At 72.1% G+C, this 15,740-nt stretch carries 15 protein-coding genes; 5 read left to right on the forward strand and 10 right to left on the reverse strand.

Translation table 11 applies throughout. The annotated features are described in order from the left end of the window. Positions 1-198: 198 nt before the first annotated feature. Positions 199-1,068 carry a hypothetical protein gene (locus Q1V88_RS08895; protein ID WP_300680576.1) on the forward strand — a complete coding sequence of 290 codons (870 nt, stop codon included), beginning with the start codon at positions 199-201 and terminating at the stop codon, positions 1,066-1,068. A 77-nt stretch (positions 1,069-1,145) separates the two neighbouring features. On the opposite strand, the gene Q1V88_RS08900 is transcribed toward Q1V88_RS08895, so the two are convergent. The 5 genes from Q1V88_RS08900 to Q1V88_RS08920 are packed head-to-tail and all read right to left on the reverse strand — an operon-like array spanning position 1,146 to position 5,803. Continuing rightward, positions 1,146-2,195, reverse strand: coding sequence for a branched-chain amino acid ABC transporter permease (locus Q1V88_RS08900; protein WP_300680578.1), 1,050 nt, complete (start codon positions 2,193-2,195; stop codon positions 1,146-1,148). After that, positions 2,195-3,067, reverse strand: coding sequence for a branched-chain amino acid ABC transporter permease (locus Q1V88_RS08905; RefSeq protein WP_300680580.1), 873 nt, complete (start codon positions 3,065-3,067; stop codon positions 2,195-2,197). Before Q1V88_RS08905 ends, Q1V88_RS08900 begins: the two co-directional genes overlap by 1 nt. Beyond that, positions 3,067-3,780 (reverse strand): ABC transporter ATP-binding protein, encoded by a 714-nt coding sequence (locus Q1V88_RS08910; RefSeq protein ID WP_300680581.1) that lies wholly within the window; start codon positions 3,778-3,780, stop codon positions 3,067-3,069. The genes Q1V88_RS08905 and Q1V88_RS08910 overlap by 1 nt, the downstream gene beginning before the upstream one ends. Next, positions 3,777-4,517 carry an ABC transporter ATP-binding protein gene (locus Q1V88_RS08915; RefSeq protein WP_300680883.1) on the reverse strand — a complete coding sequence of 247 codons (741 nt, stop codon included), beginning with the start codon at positions 4,515-4,517 and terminating at the stop codon, positions 3,777-3,779. Before Q1V88_RS08915 ends, Q1V88_RS08910 begins: the two co-directional genes overlap by 4 nt. Before the next feature lie 5 nt (positions 4,518-4,522). Beyond that, positions 4,523-5,803, reverse strand: coding sequence for an ABC transporter substrate-binding protein (locus Q1V88_RS08920; RefSeq protein ID WP_300680582.1), 1,281 nt, complete (start codon positions 5,801-5,803; stop codon positions 4,523-4,525). Positions 5,804-6,042: 239 nt separating this feature from the next. Between Q1V88_RS08920 and Q1V88_RS08925 the strand changes: the two genes are divergently transcribed. Then, positions 6,043-6,693: a phosphatase PAP2 family protein gene (locus tag Q1V88_RS08925; RefSeq protein WP_300680584.1), complete on the forward strand. Its 651-nt coding sequence runs from the start codon at positions 6,043-6,045 to the stop codon at positions 6,691-6,693. On the opposite strand, the gene Q1V88_RS08930 is transcribed toward Q1V88_RS08925, so the two are convergent. From Q1V88_RS08930 to Q1V88_RS08950, 5 genes are all read right to left on the reverse strand, one after another. Beyond that, positions 6,671-6,868 (reverse strand): hypothetical protein, encoded by a 198-nt coding sequence (locus tag Q1V88_RS08930; RefSeq protein ID WP_300680587.1) that lies wholly within the window; start codon positions 6,866-6,868, stop codon positions 6,671-6,673. The genes Q1V88_RS08925 and Q1V88_RS08930 overlap by 23 nt on opposite strands. Before the next feature lie 126 nt (positions 6,869-6,994). Beyond that, positions 6,995-7,426 carry a hypothetical protein gene (locus tag Q1V88_RS08935; protein ID WP_300680589.1) on the reverse strand — a complete coding sequence of 144 codons (432 nt, stop codon included), beginning with the start codon at positions 7,424-7,426 and terminating at the stop codon, positions 6,995-6,997. Positions 7,427-7,661: 235 nt separating this feature from the next. Continuing rightward, positions 7,662-10,460 (reverse strand): LuxR family transcriptional regulator, encoded by a 2,799-nt coding sequence (locus Q1V88_RS08940; RefSeq protein WP_300680590.1) that lies wholly within the window; start codon positions 10,458-10,460, stop codon positions 7,662-7,664. Positions 10,461-10,500: 40 nt separating this feature from the next. Beyond that, on the reverse strand, positions 10,501-12,057 hold the full coding sequence (locus tag Q1V88_RS08945; RefSeq protein WP_300680591.1) for a hypothetical protein: 1,557 nt from the start codon (positions 12,055-12,057) through the stop codon (positions 10,501-10,503). A 286-nt stretch (positions 12,058-12,343) separates the two neighbouring features. After that, the gene (locus Q1V88_RS08950) at positions 12,344-13,216 is read right to left on the reverse strand and encodes a hypothetical protein (RefSeq protein ID WP_300680593.1); all 873 of its coding nucleotides are present in this window, start codon (positions 13,214-13,216) and stop codon (positions 12,344-12,346) included. Positions 13,217-13,298: 82 nt separating this feature from the next. Between Q1V88_RS08950 and Q1V88_RS08955 the strand changes: the two genes are divergently transcribed. From Q1V88_RS08955 to Q1V88_RS08965, 3 genes are read left to right on the forward strand one after another with little or no spacing between them, the layout of a single operon-like run. Then, positions 13,299-14,159, forward strand: coding sequence for an A/G-specific adenine glycosylase (locus Q1V88_RS08955; RefSeq protein WP_300680594.1), 861 nt, complete (start codon positions 13,299-13,301; stop codon positions 14,157-14,159). Between the two features lie 35 nt (positions 14,160-14,194). Then, the gene (locus Q1V88_RS08960) at positions 14,195-14,737 is read left to right on the forward strand and encodes an RNA polymerase sigma factor (protein ID WP_300680596.1); all 543 of its coding nucleotides are present in this window, start codon (positions 14,195-14,197) and stop codon (positions 14,735-14,737) included. Continuing rightward, positions 14,734-15,702: a CU044_5270 family protein gene (locus tag Q1V88_RS08965; RefSeq protein ID WP_300680598.1), complete on the forward strand. Its 969-nt coding sequence runs from the start codon at positions 14,734-14,736 to the stop codon at positions 15,700-15,702. Before Q1V88_RS08960 ends, Q1V88_RS08965 begins: the two co-directional genes overlap by 4 nt. The last annotated feature ends 38 nt before the right edge of the window (positions 15,703-15,740 follow it).

Consider the following 15,740-nt stretch of genomic DNA (forward strand, 5'->3'; position numbering starts at 1 on the left):
ACCTGACTCATCAGCGGACACCTCCTCGGGGCGGCTCGCACACGTCACACACCCGACCAGGTGCGCGTCTCTTTCGTGCGCCGGCTTCGCCCCTACGGATCTCGGGGTGCCCTCACTGACGATCTACCCCGACTCTAGACACACCCACCGACAAAAGCTGCGACCCAGCACTTCAGCCGCCCCGGCTACCGTCGACCTATGGCCCCCGCGTCACCGCTCCAACCGCGTGCCGACCTCACCCCCGCCCAGTGGCTGGTCGGGGCCATACCCGCGTTCGGCGCCCGGGTCGACGAGCTGCTGCCGCGCGGCTACCCGGCGTACGTCCGGCTCTTCCACCGCCCCGACCAGGGCATCCCCGGCCGCGACGACGATCGCTCCTGGGCCCAGGCGGCGCAGCGCCACGGGACCGTGCTCCATCCAGCAGCGCAGTGGCGCGCCCTCACCCGCGACAGCGCCGACGACGATGTCTTCCACAGCGACGTCCAGAGCGAGATCTTCCGGAGCGACCCGACCGAGGGCACCCTCGACCGCGACACCCTGACCCGGCTCGCCACCCTGCTCAGCCGCCACACCGAGACCCCCGAGCGGTGCTACCTCGCTCTCTGGGACGGCTTCGGGCAGCTCCCGAACAGCTGGCGTACGGCGCCCACCGTCGCGCTACCGGGTCGCGACTACCTGCTCTTCGGGCCTACGTCGATCGGCACCGTGCCGGACCACGCGGTCGACTTCGAGGTCGCCGGCTGGGAGGAGGAGAGCGACTCCCCCACGGGGATCGCCTGGCGGGTGACAGCTCGCCTCGACAGCGACGAGCCCGCCCCCATCGACCCACAGGCCGCCTCGGCCGAGTTCGCCCGGCAGATGCGCGAGCAGCACGCCACCCAGTCGCCCACGCTGTGGTGGCCCGAGGACCACGCCTGGATCGTGCTCTCCGAGATCGACTTCGACAGCACCCTGATCGGGTGCTCGGTGCCACTGCGCGACGCCCTCCTGGCCGACCCCGACCTGGAGTGCCTGGAGGTCGGACCCGACACCTCCCTGGCCGACGACGCCGACCTGATCAACACCTGACCGGACGGCGCAGGGCCCGCCTGCGTGCGCAAGCGGGCCCCTCGTCGTACCGACTCCGGCTCGTACGCCGGCCGGGCTCAGCCCCGCAGCCGGTAGTGCACCGGGAACGCGTGCAGCTTGCCCCGCGTCACCAGACCCCACAGGCCTTGCGGGGCGGCCAGCACGATCACGATCGCGACGACGCCGAGGATCACCATGTACCAGGTGCCGAGGTCGGCGAGCTGGTTCTGCAGCACCCAGTAGAGCACCGCCCCGACGATCGGGCCCTCGATCGTGCCGATCCCGCCGATGATCACGATGAAGATCATCGCCGCGGTGTAGCTGACCGAGTAGCTCGACTCCGGGCCGACCCGGAGGTTGTTGATCGCGATCAGCGCACCGGCCAGGCCCGCTCCCCCGGCCGCGGCCAGGTAGACGATCCGTCGGCCGCGGTCGACCGAGACGCCGACGTTGGCCGCAGCGACACGCTCGTCACGGATCGCGGTCAGGCCGAGCCCGACCCGCGAGCGCATCAGCAGGTAGGTGCCGAGCACCACGATCACGGTGACCGCCAGCGCCAGCCAGTAGACCGTCGCCACCCGGGTGACCCGGTCGGTACCGCGGAACGCGTCCAGGGACATCCCGGCCCCGCCACCGAGCGCGTCGAACTGGGTGGTGAGCAGCTTGATCACCTCCGCCACCACCCAGGTGCCGATCGCGAAGTAGCCGCCGACGAGGCGGAAGACCAGGAACGAGGCCAGGTAGGCGACCGCGACGCAGACCACGGCGGAGCAGAGCACCGCCCCGATCAGCGGTACGCCGAGGGTGTCGGCGATGTAGAAGGTGCCGTAGCCGCCGACGCCGATGAACGCCTGCTGCCCGACCGAGACCATGCCGCCGTAGCCGGCCAGCAAGTTCCAGGTGGTGCCCAGGATGACCAGGGTGAAGAGGTTCACCAGGTTGCCGAGCTGGCCGAGGCTGACGGTGTAGGGCACCACCACGGCGAGCACGACGACCGCGACCGCCAGGACACCGAAGGCGATGCCGCCCTTGACGTCCCCGCGGGCGACCTTGACCTCCCCCGACGAGCCCGAGGGCGAGGACGAGGACGGCGACGGAGAACCCGTGGATGCGGTGAGCGCGCTCATCAGGCCACCTTCACTTTCGACATGAGGCCCTGCGGGCGCAGCAGCAGCACCAGCAGGAAGACGATGTGTCCGGCGAGGACGCCCCACGCCGGGTCGATCTGGGCACCGACGGTCTGGGCGACGCCGAGCACCAGCGCGCCGGCCAGGGTGCCCCACAGCGACCCGAGGCCGCCGATGATGACCGCCTCGAAGGCGAAGAGCAGCACCAGGTCGCCGTACCCGGGCGAGAAGACGGTGCTCATCCCGATCACCACCCCGGCCAGCGCGACGGTGGCGATCGCGATCGCGGTGGCCAGCGCGTAGACGTGGGCGTTGTTGATCCCCATCACCCGCGCGGTGTCGGGGTCGTCGCTGGTGGCGCGCATCGCCCGGCCCTGCGAGGTGCGGCCGAGGAAGAGCTCGATCGCCCCGATCACCAGCACCGCCGCGATCAGCACCAGCACGGAGAACCAGCCGATCGAGATGTCGCCGGTGATCTTGAGGGAGGCGGTCTCCAAGGAGCCGATCCCGATGTGGCGCGAGTCGGCGCTGAAGTGCTCCTGGAGCAGGTTCACCACCACGATCGAGAGCCCGAAGGAGACCAGCAGCGGCTCCAGCTCGCCGGCCTTGAGCGCCCTGTTGAACAGCCCCCGCTGGAGCAGGTAGCCGATCCCGGCGAAGACGACCACGGTGATGACCAGGGCCAGCCAGGTGGGCAGACCCAGGGTGTCGACACACCAGAAGGCGCCGTACGCCGCTGCCACCGCGATGGTCCCGTGCGCGAGGTTCACGATCCGCATCACACCGAAGATCAGGGAGAGCCCGCACGCCAGCAGGGCGTACTGGCCACCGAGCAGGATGCCCTGCACGATGGCGTTGAGAGTGGTGCCCATCAGTGGCTCCGTTCCAGTCCGAAGTACGCCGCCGCGACGGCGTCGCGGTCCAGCCCCTCGGCCGGACCTTCCAGCACGGTCCTGCCCTCCAGCAGGCACTGCACCCGGTCGGCGACCGAGAGCGCCTGGTTGAGGTCCTGCTCGACGACCAGCACGGTGGTGCCCTGGGCGGTGATCGCGGGCAGGGCCGCGTAGATCTCCTTGACCACGACCGGGGCCAGGCCCAGCGAGACCTCGTCGAGGAGCAGCAGCCGGGGGTTGCTCATCAGGGCACGGGCGATCGCCGCGGCCTGCTGCTCACCGCCCGACAGGTGCGCGCCGTAGCGCTCGCGCCGGTCCGAGACCAGCGGGAAGGTCTCGTAGATCCGCTGCAGGTTCCACGGACCCGGCCGCTTCCGGTACGCCCCCACGAGGAGGTTCTCCTCGATGGTGAGGCTCGGGAAGATCTTGCGACCTTCCGGGGTGAGCGCGATCCCGGCCTCGACCCGTGTGAACGACGGCAGCGGGGCGATGTCGTCGCCGTCGTACCAGACAGCGCCGTCGGTCGTCGGCATCAGACCGGCGATGGTCTTGAGCAGCGTCGACTTGCCGGCGCCGTTGGCCCCGATCACGGCCAGGGTCTCGCCCTCGGCCAGGGTCAAGTCGATGCCGTACAGCGCCTGGAAGTCGCCGTAGTGGGTGCTGACACCCTCGAGCTCGAGCAGCGCGCTCATGCGACCTCCCCCGCACCGGCCACGGCCCCGAGGTAGACCTCGAGCACCTTCGGGTGGGCCATCACCTCGCGCACCGTGCCGCTGGCGATGATCTCGCCGCCGGCCAGGCAGAGCGCCGAGTCGGCGATGTCGTTGAGCGCGTGCACGACGTGCTCGATCCACACGATCGTGACGCCGGAGGCCTTGAGCTCGCTCAGCACCCGGATCAGCTCGGGCAGCTCGTGCTCGCTCAGGCCGCCCGCGATCTCGTCGAGCAGGATCAGCTTCGGGTCGGTCGCCAGTGCTCGCGCCAGCTCCAGCCGCTTGCGGTCCAGCAGGCGCAGGGCGCCCGCCTTCTCGTTGGCCAGCCGCGACATCCCCGCGGTCTCGACCGCTGCGGCGGCGCGCTCGTAGGCGTGCCGACCGCGCTGGCCGCCACCGAAGCTGGCCGCGACCAGGACGTTCTCGAAGACGGTCATCCCCGAGAACGGCCGCGGCACCTGGAAGGTTCGCGCGATCCCGGCGGCACTGCGCTTGGCCGCCGAGGTGTGGGTGATGTCGTGACCGTCGTAGGTGATGGTCCCGGCATCGGCGGGCAGCGCCCCGCTGATCATGGACAGGAGCGTCGACTTGCCGGCGCCGTTGGGTCCGAGCACGGCCAGGGCCGCGCCGGCGGGCACCTCGAAGGAGATGCCGTCGGCGGTGACCACCGCACCGAACCGTTTGGCCAGGCCGTCGACACGCAGCAGCGGTGTCATCGGGCTCACCAGGTCAGCGCTTCGGGCTTGCCACCCAGCGGCGTCTTCGGGTTGAGCGAGTTCTCCACGATCACCAGATCGAACGGATGCTTGCCGTTCGTGGACAGGCGCCACTGCCCACCCGCGACCGGCGTCTTGGCGACGTACGCCGGCACGTTCGGGTCGGCGCCCCAGGCGACCTTCCCCACGATCGTGTCCACGCTCAGCGTCCCCAGAGCGGTGTTGATCGCGGCGGCGTCGGTGGAACCTGCCTTCTGCACTGCCGCCGCGGCGACCTCGAAGAGCGCCTCGGCGAAGCCGAGCGGCTGGCTCCACTGCTTGCCGGTCTCCTTCTCGTAGGCGTCGGCCAGCTCCTGCGAGGTCTGCCCGGTCAGCGAGCTGGTGAACGGCGAGGTGGGGTGCCACCAGACCTCGGTGGAGACGTTGTTGCCGATCTTGCCGACCGACTCGACCACGCTGGGGAAGAGCATCGCCTTGCCGATGGTGGCGACCTTGGGCTTGAAGCCCTGCTGGGCCGCCTGCTTCCAGAAGGTGGTGAAGTCCGGCGGGATCGGCAGCCCGACGATGACGTCGTCGCCCTTGAACTTGGAGATCTGGGCGGAGAAGTCCTTGGTGCCGTCGGTGTAGGCGCCGGGGTTGTTGATCGTCACCCCGGAGTCCTTGGTCAGGGTCGGGAAGTTCGCGGCCCAGGCGGTGCCGTCGGCGTCGTTGGGGAAGAGCCCGGCGGCCTTGCCGTTGTTCGGGATCGCCTTCCAGATGTTGGCGTAGATCTGGGCGACGTCCTCCAGGCCCCAGAAGAAGTGGTGGCTCCACTTCAGGTCGGCCGGCTTGGAACCGCTGCGGATTGCGAACGGCTGCCACGGGCTGACGCTGGTCAGGCAGGGCACGGAGTTGGCCTCGCACTGCTCCGAGACCGGGTTGTCGATCGTCGGGGTGCCGTCGGAGATCAGCAGGTTGGCACCGTCGTTGTTGATCAGGTCGGCCGCGACCTGGCCGGCCCGGGAGGTGTCGGACTGGGAGTCGGCGGTGACGATCTTGACCTTGTACTCCTTGTCACCCGCCTTGATCGGGTGGTCCTTGAAGTACGCCGTCATCTGCTTGACCACGTAGTTGTTCGGCGTGCTGAAGTCGGCCAGCGAGCCGGTGTCGGTGGTCACGAACCCGATCGTGAAGGTGTCCGACTCCGAGGAGCCCGATGCGCCGCCGATGCCGCCCCCACAGGCGGCCAAGGTGAGCGAGGAGGCGACGGCGATCGCCGCGACTCCGGTGGGACGAACCAGCTTCATCTCAAAATCTCCCTGGTCATGACGCGCTCGGTCGCGCGAAACATGAGCGTCAGCATGAGGTGACCTGCGTCACACAGCTGCGCTTCGGAGGGAAAGGTGGCGGAAATCGAAAGTTTCGGCGGGACGTGAACGCGCGGTCAGGTTCGTTGCAGCAACGTCGGCCTACGGTGCGTCCCGGTGGCGGGTGCTCCGCCCCCGGAAGCAGTGACGATCGGCGACGATCAGGGTGGAGATGTGGCATGACAGCGGCGGCGGGCAACGATCAGCATGTGGTCTGGGCGGGACTGAACGAACGGTGGTTCGACGCCGTCAACACGTTCTCCCGGCACACCCCGTGGCTGCACACCCCCGCTCGCCTCTTCGCGCAGTACGGCGTCGTCGTGTTCGCCCTGATCCTGCTGTGGTCGTGGTGGCGCGCCCGGTCCACGGGTGAGCCGCGCAGCGTGGCGGCCTCGGTCTGGGCGCCGTTCGGGATGCTGATCGCGGTCGGGCTCAACCAGTTCATCAGCAACGCGGTCACCGAGCCGCGCCCCTTCGTGGTCTTCTCACATGCGTTGGTGCTGGCGCACCACAGCACCGACTACTCGTTCCCGAGCGACCACTCGGTGATGGCGGGGGCGGTCGCGATCGGCGTCCTGCTGGCGCACCGTCGGCTGGGCCTGATCACCGTCGGCCTGGCGATCCTGATGGCGGCGGCCCGGGTCTACATCGGGGTGCACTTCCCCCTCGACGTGATCGCCGGCCTGCTGGTCGGAGGCGTGGTCGCGCTCGGCACGTTCTTCGTGCTGCGACCGCTGCTGCTCCGCCTGGTGGCTCTGGTGGCCCATACGCCGCTGCGCTGGTTCGTCGCGCCGCAGCGGGCGCAGATCAGCGGCGCCGGCCGCTGGTGAAGATCACGTAGAGCAGCGCGACGCCGAGGCCGGCCAGGAGTCCGCCGACGGTGGCGATGCCCCGCGACGGGGTGGCGTGGCCGATCCAGCCGTTGGCCTGGGCGGTCCAGATGCCGCCGAGGGCCAGCATCCCGATCGCAGCCAGGACGGCCAGCACCTTCAGTACCGCAGACATCTCTCCACCTTCACGCTTCGCACCGGAGCAGCCCGGCGCGCACGTCATCGTAACCGGACGCCGAAAGGCCGCCCGACCCCACGGGGCAGGCGGCCTTCGGGTGTCCGGCGCGAGGCGCCGACGGGCTCAGTTCGAGGCGAACGCCGACGGGTCGATGCTCGACAGCGCCGACGGGTCGATGCTCGGCAGGTCGCTCGGGTCGATCGACGCGCTCGGCGAGGAGGTGAGGTCCTTGACGGCGTCCTTGGCGCACTCGCCGGCCGCACCGGTGGTCACCTTGGTGAAGGCGTCCTTGTCCTTGCTGCTCGGCTTGTAGTTCTCCTTCTTCTCCACCAGGGCGTTGAGGAACCCGTCGGAGAGGTCGGAGTCGTGGAACGCCTTGCCCATGCAGTTGGCGACCGAGTCGGAGATGTCACCGAAGGTCGAGGTCTCGCTCTTGAGCACGCCGGCGATCTTGTCGGCGGAGGGACGGCCACCGCCACCACCGCAGGCGGCGAGCGTGCCGAGCGAGCCGACGACGAGGGCAGCGGCGACGAGACGGATCTTGTAGACGTTCATGTGGAGCCTTCCGAGAGTCTGCGCGTGGAGGGTGCGCAGGCAGGTATGTGTACGGACCTGTGAGGTCCCACGTAGGAACCTCTCACGTCACAGACGTCAATCACACGCTTTCCTGATGCAATTCCTGAGAAATTCCTGATGAAGATCCCCGAATTGAGGGTTTCCCACCGCCGACTTCCGGGTTCGCCACCGCCGACTTCCGGGTTCACCACCGTCCAGATCCGGGTTCGCCACCTCACTCGGCCAGCTCCGGCAACCGCGCTGCCAGCTCGGTCCTCGACCTGATCCCGAGGCGGGCGTACAGCCGCGAGAGTGTCGCCTCGACCGCCGACTCGGAGACCACCAGCCGCTTGGCGACATCGCGGTTGCGCAGCCCCTGCGCGACCAGCTCGGCGACGCGGCGCTCGGTCGCCGTCAGTGTCCCCTCCGCGGTCCGGGGCCGCCCACCGAGCTGCGCCGCCTCCGCCCGTACGCCGGCCGACCACCCGCTGCTCCCGAGCGCATCGAACCTCTCCGCCGCCTCCCCCAACAGCGCCTTGGCCTCGCGCAGCCGTCGGGCACGACGTGCGGCGCTCCCGGCGTGGCTCAGGCAGCGGGCCTGGTCGAAGGCGAAGCCGAGCGCCCCGAACCCGTCGGCGGCCTCACCGAACGCCCCGATCGCGGCATCGACGCCGCTGCCGCCCGGACCGGTGAGCAGCGCGAGGTGTCCCTCGGCGGCGTGGCGCGCGGCGGCGGCCCACGGGTGATCGTCACCTACCTCAGCCAGCGCCCCGACGACCTCCTGCAGACCGGCGACGGCCCCGGTAGCGGCGAGGGCTGCGGCCAGCTCGGCGGCGACCGGGAACGCACCGGGCTCGCCGAAGCCGCCCTCGCGCAGGTGCGTCCAGACCGAGGAGAGTGCCACGACCGCTCCCGCCGCGGCCCGGTCCCGATCCCCGGGCAGCCCGGCGCCGACCCTGGAGACGACCCCAGAGCCAGCCCCAGCCCCAGAGCCGACCCCACCCGCCTCCAGCAGCAGGATCACCCCCATCGCCCGCCGTGCCTCGAGCTCCTGCCAGCGCATCCCGACCGCCTGGGCGCTCGCGATCGCCTCGGCGGCGAGCTCGTGGGCCAGGGCGACCTGCCCGCGTCCGGCGGCGATCTGGGCGCGTAGCCGCCGCATCGCCGGGTCGACGTCCTGGACCAGCGACGCCTCGGCGAGCTGGTCGGCCGCCGTCGCCGCCGCCTCCCACCGGCCGGCCCTGACCTCGACCTCGGCGAGCTGGACCAGGGCGGCGCCGGCCGACTCGCGCTCGCCCTGCTCGTCGGCGGTCCGCAGCATGGTCGTGAACGCGGCCCGGGACGCGGCCAGGTCCCCGCGCCACATCCGCGTGATCAGGGCGACCCGCTCGACGCCGTACGCCGCCACCGCAGCAGGCCCCGGGAGGCTCCGTTCACGCTCCAGCAGCGCTGCGACCGGCTCGCCGGCGGCCGCCCGGGCCCAGGCCCACTCGAAGAGCGCCCGGCGCAGCAGACCGGTGTCCTCCCCGGCCAGACGCACCGCCTCCTGCGCCCACTCGGCCGCGTCCCCGATCCGCTCGACATGACCGCGGACGGCGAACGCCGCCGACTCGACCAGGACGTGCGCCCGCAGGCAGGGGTCCTCGCCCGCCTCGATCGCGGCCCGGTCCAGGTGCTCCTGCAGCTGCGGCAGCGGCGCCGGATCGACGTCGACCAGCAGCAGGTAGGCCCGGGCTCGCAACCGTGCTCCGCCCAGCCCCGCGACGTCGCCGAGCAGCTCCCGCGCCCGCGCCATCTCCCCTGCCTGCTGGAGGCGTTCGGCGAGCGCGACCAGGCGCTCGTCACGCTCGGCGGCGTGCGAGGGGGTCAGCCTCAGCGCATGCTCGGCCAGCTCGATCGCCGGGCGGCGCCGGCCGTGCACCTCCGCCCGACCCGAGGCCCGCGCCAGGGCGGCTGCCAGTGCCTCGTCGGGGCCTTGCGCGGCCCGGCCCGCATGCAGCCAGTGCCGGGCGTCGTCGGCGATCGCGTCGGCCAGCGCGGCATGCAGCCGGCGGCGCTCGGCAGCGCCCGAGAGTTCGACGGCGACCGACCCGACCAGCGGGTGCACGAACCGGACCTCGTCCCCGGCGCGCTCCAGCACCCCGGCGGCGAACGCCTCCTCGACCGCGTCGAGGCCGACGGCGGCGGCCAGCTCTCCGGAGCGTACGGCGGGACTGAGCGCGACCGCGAGGACCGCGGTCCGGGCCGGAGCCGGCAGGGCCTCGACGGTCGCCCCCATCAGTCCGGTCACGGTCGCGGCGACCCCGGCCCATCCGTTCCGGACGACGGCGCGGCCCAACTCCAGGGCGTGCAGCGGGTTGCCGGCCGCTGCCGCGACGACCTCGGCGACCTGGGTCCGACCGAGACCGGTGACGCGCTCGGCGACCAGCCGGCGCGCGGTGTCGGCTCCCAGCGGCGGCAGCCAGAGCGAGAGCGCGCGGTCGCGCAGTGCCGACTCGGCGGGCTGGGGCCGGTCGGTCCGGCGGGTGTGCAGGAAGGCGATCCGGGGCGTGCCGTGACGGCGTACGGCGAAGGTCAGGGTCTCGGCCGAGCGGTCGTCGAGCCACTGCACGTCGTCGACCGCGACCAGGGTGGGCGCCTGCTCGGCGAGCGAGCCGAGCAGGGCGGTGAAGGCTGCCGCCAGGGCCGCGTCGTTCCCGGCGTCCTCCCCGTGCCGGAGCGCGTCGAGGACGTCCCGGTAGGCCGCGGAGAGCCGGGCGGTCTCGGCATCGGCGACGCTCCCGAGCAGGTCGGCCAGGGTGACCGCGCCGAGGCCGGTCTCCCCCTCGAACGCCGCCGCCGACAGCACCCGCCAGCCGCCGTGCTCGGCATGGTGCAGCGCCGAGCGCCACAGCGCCGTCTTGCCGATCCCGGCGGGTCCTTCGAGGGTGGCGATGGTCGGGCTGTGGGCGTCACGTCCGTCGAGGAACGCCGCGAGGACGGCGCGCTCCTCGGAGCGGCCGAGGAGGTGGGGGCCGCTCGCCGCGGTGGTCATACAGGGCATGGTGACGCATCACGGCGCTGCTGTCCGTCGTTCACCGCACCCGGGTGGTGGCTGCCGACAGCGGCAGCCGCACGGCGCGCGCTCCCGGCACCCGTACGGTGACCCGGACCTGGAGCCGGGCGCCGTCGATCCGGCGGACCAGCCGACCGGTGAGCCGCAGCGTCGGCCGGGTGCCGACCACCCGATGCCGGGCGAGCCAGGCGGTCGTCAGCCGGACGGTCACGGTGGTGCTGCCGAGGGTGACCCGCTGCCGGCGCCGGGATGGGTCCAGCACGACGCCCCGATACCGGTGGCCGTGCCAGACCAGGGTGGTGGGGACCGTGCAGGAGGCGACCCGGAGCCGCTGGCCGCGACGCGGGGTGCCGGCGATCACGGGCCGGGTGCCGCCGCACGCCGCATCCGTGCCGTGGCCGCTTCCGCTGCCCGTGCCGCCGGTCGACGCGGCCGCGACGGTCACCGCCGCACTGGTCGAGGTGGTCCGCAGCCGGTCGGCCTGCGTCGCGACCTCGCGCACCGTGATCGCCCGACCCACGTCGGTCGTCGTCGGGCGGTACGTCGCCGCCGTCGCTCCCCCGATCGGGGTGCCGTCGCGCCGCCACTGGTAGGTCACGCTCACCCCGGAGGCGAGGTCACCGGTGGTCGCGGTCAGCACCGCCCCGACCCGCGCCGTGCCGGTGATCCCGGCGCCGAACTCGACCCGCTTCGGCGCGATCATCAGCCCGTACGCCGGGATCGGCGCGCCACCGGCATCGGTGATCGTGCCGCCGGCACCGGTGTTGGCGCTGAACGCGACGCTGGTCGACCCGAGCGATCCGCCCCACAGCGCCGAGCCGCTGGAGGTGCCGTAGGTCAGCGCCCACACCTTCTGGTCGGAGGCATCGCGGTCCACGGCCAGCGCATAGGTCCCGGACGGCAGCGATCCGACGCTGAGCGCACTGCCGAGCAGCGCACCGTTGGCGGGGCTGATCACCACGACCCCGTGGGTCGACTCCTCGCGCAGGCCGACCAGCAGGCCGGACCTCGGGTCGGCGGTGATCGCGCGCAGGTAGGGCACGCCGGTGCTCCCCTTCGCGCTCAGGGTCGCGGTGTCGGCGGTGTGCGTGACGGCGTAGAGGGTCATCGCCGGGCTGGTCAGGTCGTCGCCCTGCGCGACGGCGTACATCAGGCCGCCGGGGGTGACGGCGATGCCCTGGACCAGCGGGTACGGGTTGGGGCCGAAGACCTCCTGGTTGGCGAACCGCGCGATCCGGGTGAGCTCACCGGTGCTGAGGTCGAGGCTGGCCAGGGTGGACGACGACGCCGAGGCGGTGGTCGCGGTCACGACGACGTACGCCGTTCCCGCCGGGGCGTCGTAGGCCGCTGCGGCGATGAACTCGTGGGGCTGGAGCGCTGCCGTCCCGATCGCGGCGAAGCCGCCGTGGATCACGTCGGTGGCGACGTAGGTGGTGCCGGTCGTGGAGACGACGTACATCGCCTGTCCGTCGGTGAGGTCGTTGCCGCCGCCCGCCACCGCGAGCGGGACAGGGAGCACGCACCACAGGGCGGCCACCACGGCCATCACGGGCAGGACGAGCAAGCGACGAACCATCGGGATTCCTTCGGGGTGAGGGCGGTCAGGACGCGGCGAGCCGGGTCAGGAACAGGTCAGCCGGGCGCGGCGAGACCGCAACCGTCGCCACCAGGGCGGCCGTCGCCCCTGCCCACCGCTTCACCACTGCTGCCCTTCCGTCGATCCGACGGCGTCAGCATCGCGGTGGAGCAGCCCTCAGGGGAGGGGGTCGGCGGTAAGTGTGGGGGTTTCCCCACGCCGACTTCCGGGTTCACCACCGCCCAGATCCGGGTTCACCACCGCCCAGATCCGGGTTCACCACCCGTCAGTCGGGATGGACCGGCGTGCCGGTCGGTTCGGACCGGGCGCCCTTCGAGGCAGGGTTCTTCGGCGCCGTCGTGCCCGACTTCGCGCCGGTGCCGGCCTTCGCCGAGGCGGTAGCGGTCGGCGACGGCGTGGTCGTGACCACCGGGGTCGGCTTGGTCAGCCGGAACTGGATGTCAGAAGGCTCCCCGCCGAGCGCAGCGACCTGGGCGTGGTAGTAGCCGGGCACCGCCCACTGGGTGTGGTCGGAGCAGGTGCTGTCGGAGCGGCGCGAGTTCCAGTTGACCGTGACCTGGACCGGGGTGTCGCGGCGCAGCGTCAGCGTCTGGGTCGGGATCGCCTTGGGGCACTCGACCGTCGACCAGATCTGGTCGCTGCCCGACGTGATCTCGACCTGCACGGCCTGGGCGCCGAAGCTCCACAGGCAGGCGGCCGAGACGTTGGTCTTGATGGTCAGGTTGATCGCGACAGTGCGCGTGGCCTCGGCCTTGTCGATCCCGGCGGAGACGCTGACGTCGTCGTCGGAGCAGCGCCCGGTCGGGGTCGGCAGCGCGGCCGGGGTCTGCGGCAGCGTGGTCGCAGGACTCGTCGGGGCCGCCGGAGTCACCGTCGCCGAGCCGCTCGGGGTCGTCGTGGCGCCGGCGGAGGCACCAAGGGACGCGTCCGGGGCACCGACGTTCTCGGGCACGACCGGAGCCGGCGAGGTCGTGCTCGCAGCGGGCTTCACCGAGGCGTTGTTGTCGCTCCCTCCGCCACCGAAGAGGCGGGCGACTCCGATGATGAGGAGCAGCAGGACACCGAGAACGGCGGCCCGCCGACGCCAGTACACCGACGCCGGGAGCGGTCCACGTGTGAGCGACCGGTCGTACGACATGGGTCCAACGTTAAAGGTGTGACGCCTGAGTTCCGGGGTGCCACACCGACAGGGCCCGCGAACAGGGACAATCGTGCCTGCCATGAGCCCACTCCACGACGCCATCCTGCACTGGTACGACGCCCACCAGCGCGATCTGCCCTGGCGGCGACCCGACGCCAGCCCGTGGAGCGTCATGGTGAGCGAGTTCATGCTGCAACAGACCCCGGTCGTCCGGGTGCTGCCGGTCTGGCAGACCTGGATGGAACGCTGGCCCGAGCCCGCCGACCTGGCCGCCGAGCCGGTCGGCGAGGCGGTCAGGGCCTGGGGCCGCCTCGGCTACCCCCGCCGCGCCCAGCGTCTGCACGCCGCCGCGACCGCCATCGTCGAGCAGTACGACGGCGACGTACCGGCGACCTACGAGGAGCTGCTCGGTCTGCCCGGGATCGGCGACTACACCGCCTCGGCGATCGCCTCCTTCGCCTTCGGCGCCCGCCATGTCGTGCTCGACACCAACGTCCGCCGGGTCTTCGCCCGCGTGATCAGCGGCACCGAGTTCCCGCCCACCTCCATCACCCGCGCCGAGCGCGACCTCGCCACCGACCTGCTCCCCGGCCCCGACACCGCGCCGGTGTGGGGCGTGGCCGTGATGGAGCTCGGCGCCCTGATCTGCACGGCCTCCTCCCCCAGCTGCGCCGACTGCCCGGTGCGGACCCAGTGCGCGTGGGTGGAGGCCGGGAGGCCGGCGTACGACGGACCTGCCCGCAAGGCCCAGGCCTGGGCCGGCACCGATCGGCAGTGCCGCGGCCGGATCATGGCCGTGCTGCGGGACGCCGACGGCCCGGTCCACCGCACCAGCATCGAGGCGACCTGGGACAAGGTCGAGCAGCGTGAGCGTGCCCTGGCCGGGCTGCTCGCCGACGGGCTGGTCACCCAGGTCGGACCCGACACCTTCACGCTGTGATGTGAGGTTCGGGCTGTGAGCGGACATTCCCCGGTGTGAGCATCCACAGCAACGAGGTCCGCCTGCGCGGCCTGTTCGACGAGCACAGCGGGCGGCTCTACGCCTATGCGGTGCGACATACCGACCCCGACATCGCCCAGGACGTGGTGTCGGAGGTCTTCCTGCTCGCCTGGCGGCGCATCGACGAGGTGCCCGACCACGCCCTGCCCTGGCTGCTGGTCTCGGCGCGCAACATCATCCGCAACCACCACCGCTCGGTGCTGCGTCGGGCACGCCTCACCCGGACCGCCGCGCAGTTCGCGCCGCTCCCGGTCGCTACCCCGAGCGCCGAGGCGGAGGCCGTCGAGCGGACCGCCGTCCTCGAGGCCCTGGAGCAGCTCAGCGCCCTCGAACGCGAGGCCCTGCTGCTCACCAGCTGGGACGGCCTGACGGCGCGCGACGCCGCCCTGGTCGCCGGCTGCTCGACGCGGGCCTTCGAGGTCCGCCTCTCCCGGGCACGGGCGCGGCTCAGCCGCCTGCTCGACGCCCCCGAACCCTCCCCCAGCCCTCGTGCCACCGTCCGAGAGGAACTCGCATGAACACCCTCGACCGCCTCGCCCAGCAGCGCCCCACCACCGCCGACCTCGACGCCGCCTGGGCGCCCGCGGACCGTGCCGACGTGCTCGACACGATCCTGGCCACCCCCGACACCGCCCCGCCGGTCACGTTCCGACCCCGGCGCCGCGTGCTGATCGGGGTCGGGGTCGTCGCTGCCGCCCTCGCCGTCGGGCTACCGCTCGCGGTGCCCCGGAACGCTCCCGGCGGTGCCACCCCTGCCGCAGCCGCCGAGCTCGCCGTCCTGGCCCAGGTCGCCAGCAAGGCGCCGTACGACGACATCCGGCCCGGCCAGTTCCTGCATGTGATCGAGCGGACCCACATGGAGCGCAACGTCGACTGGGACCACCCCGACCACATCACCGTGGCGACCTCGACGTCGGAGTCCTGGATCGCGACCGACGGGACCCTGTGGCGCAAGGACACGCTGCTGGCCTCGAACGACCGGACGCCCCCGCTGCCGGCCCCCGACGTGATGCGGTTCCGGGCTGGTGGAGCCTGGCTCAACTACCCCAGCCCGTCCTACCTGGCGGGCCTGCCGACCGACCCGGACAGGCTCGACGCCTACCTGCGCCGCCACGTCAGCGGCTCGACCAGCACCGACGAGGCGGTCTTCGTCGCGATCGGGGACTTCCTGCGCGGCGGCTTCGCGCCCCGCGCCCTGCGGGTGGCCGCCATCGAGGTGCTCCAGCGCAACCCCCACGTCGACCTCGGTACGACGACCACCGACGCCCTGGGCCGGCCGGTCGCTGAGTTCGTCTTCGTCGACGAGCACGCCCGGCCGGGCACCGTCGCCTCGCTGCGCTTCTCCACCGCGACAGCGGAGATCGTCGAGGAGGTCACGCTGCAGGACGGCACGCCGGTGAACACCACGACGCAGCAGTCGATGGACGTCGTGGACGCGGTCCCAGCAGCGATCCTGCGGAACGCCAAGCGGGCCGACGACTGATGAGGACGAGCCGTCACGGGTCCTGAACGACCCGGAAA

The organism is Nocardioides sp., from assembly GCF_030150155.1.
In the GTDB taxonomy this organism is placed as follows: Bacteria; Actinomycetota; Actinomycetes; order Propionibacteriales; family Nocardioidaceae; genus Nocardioides.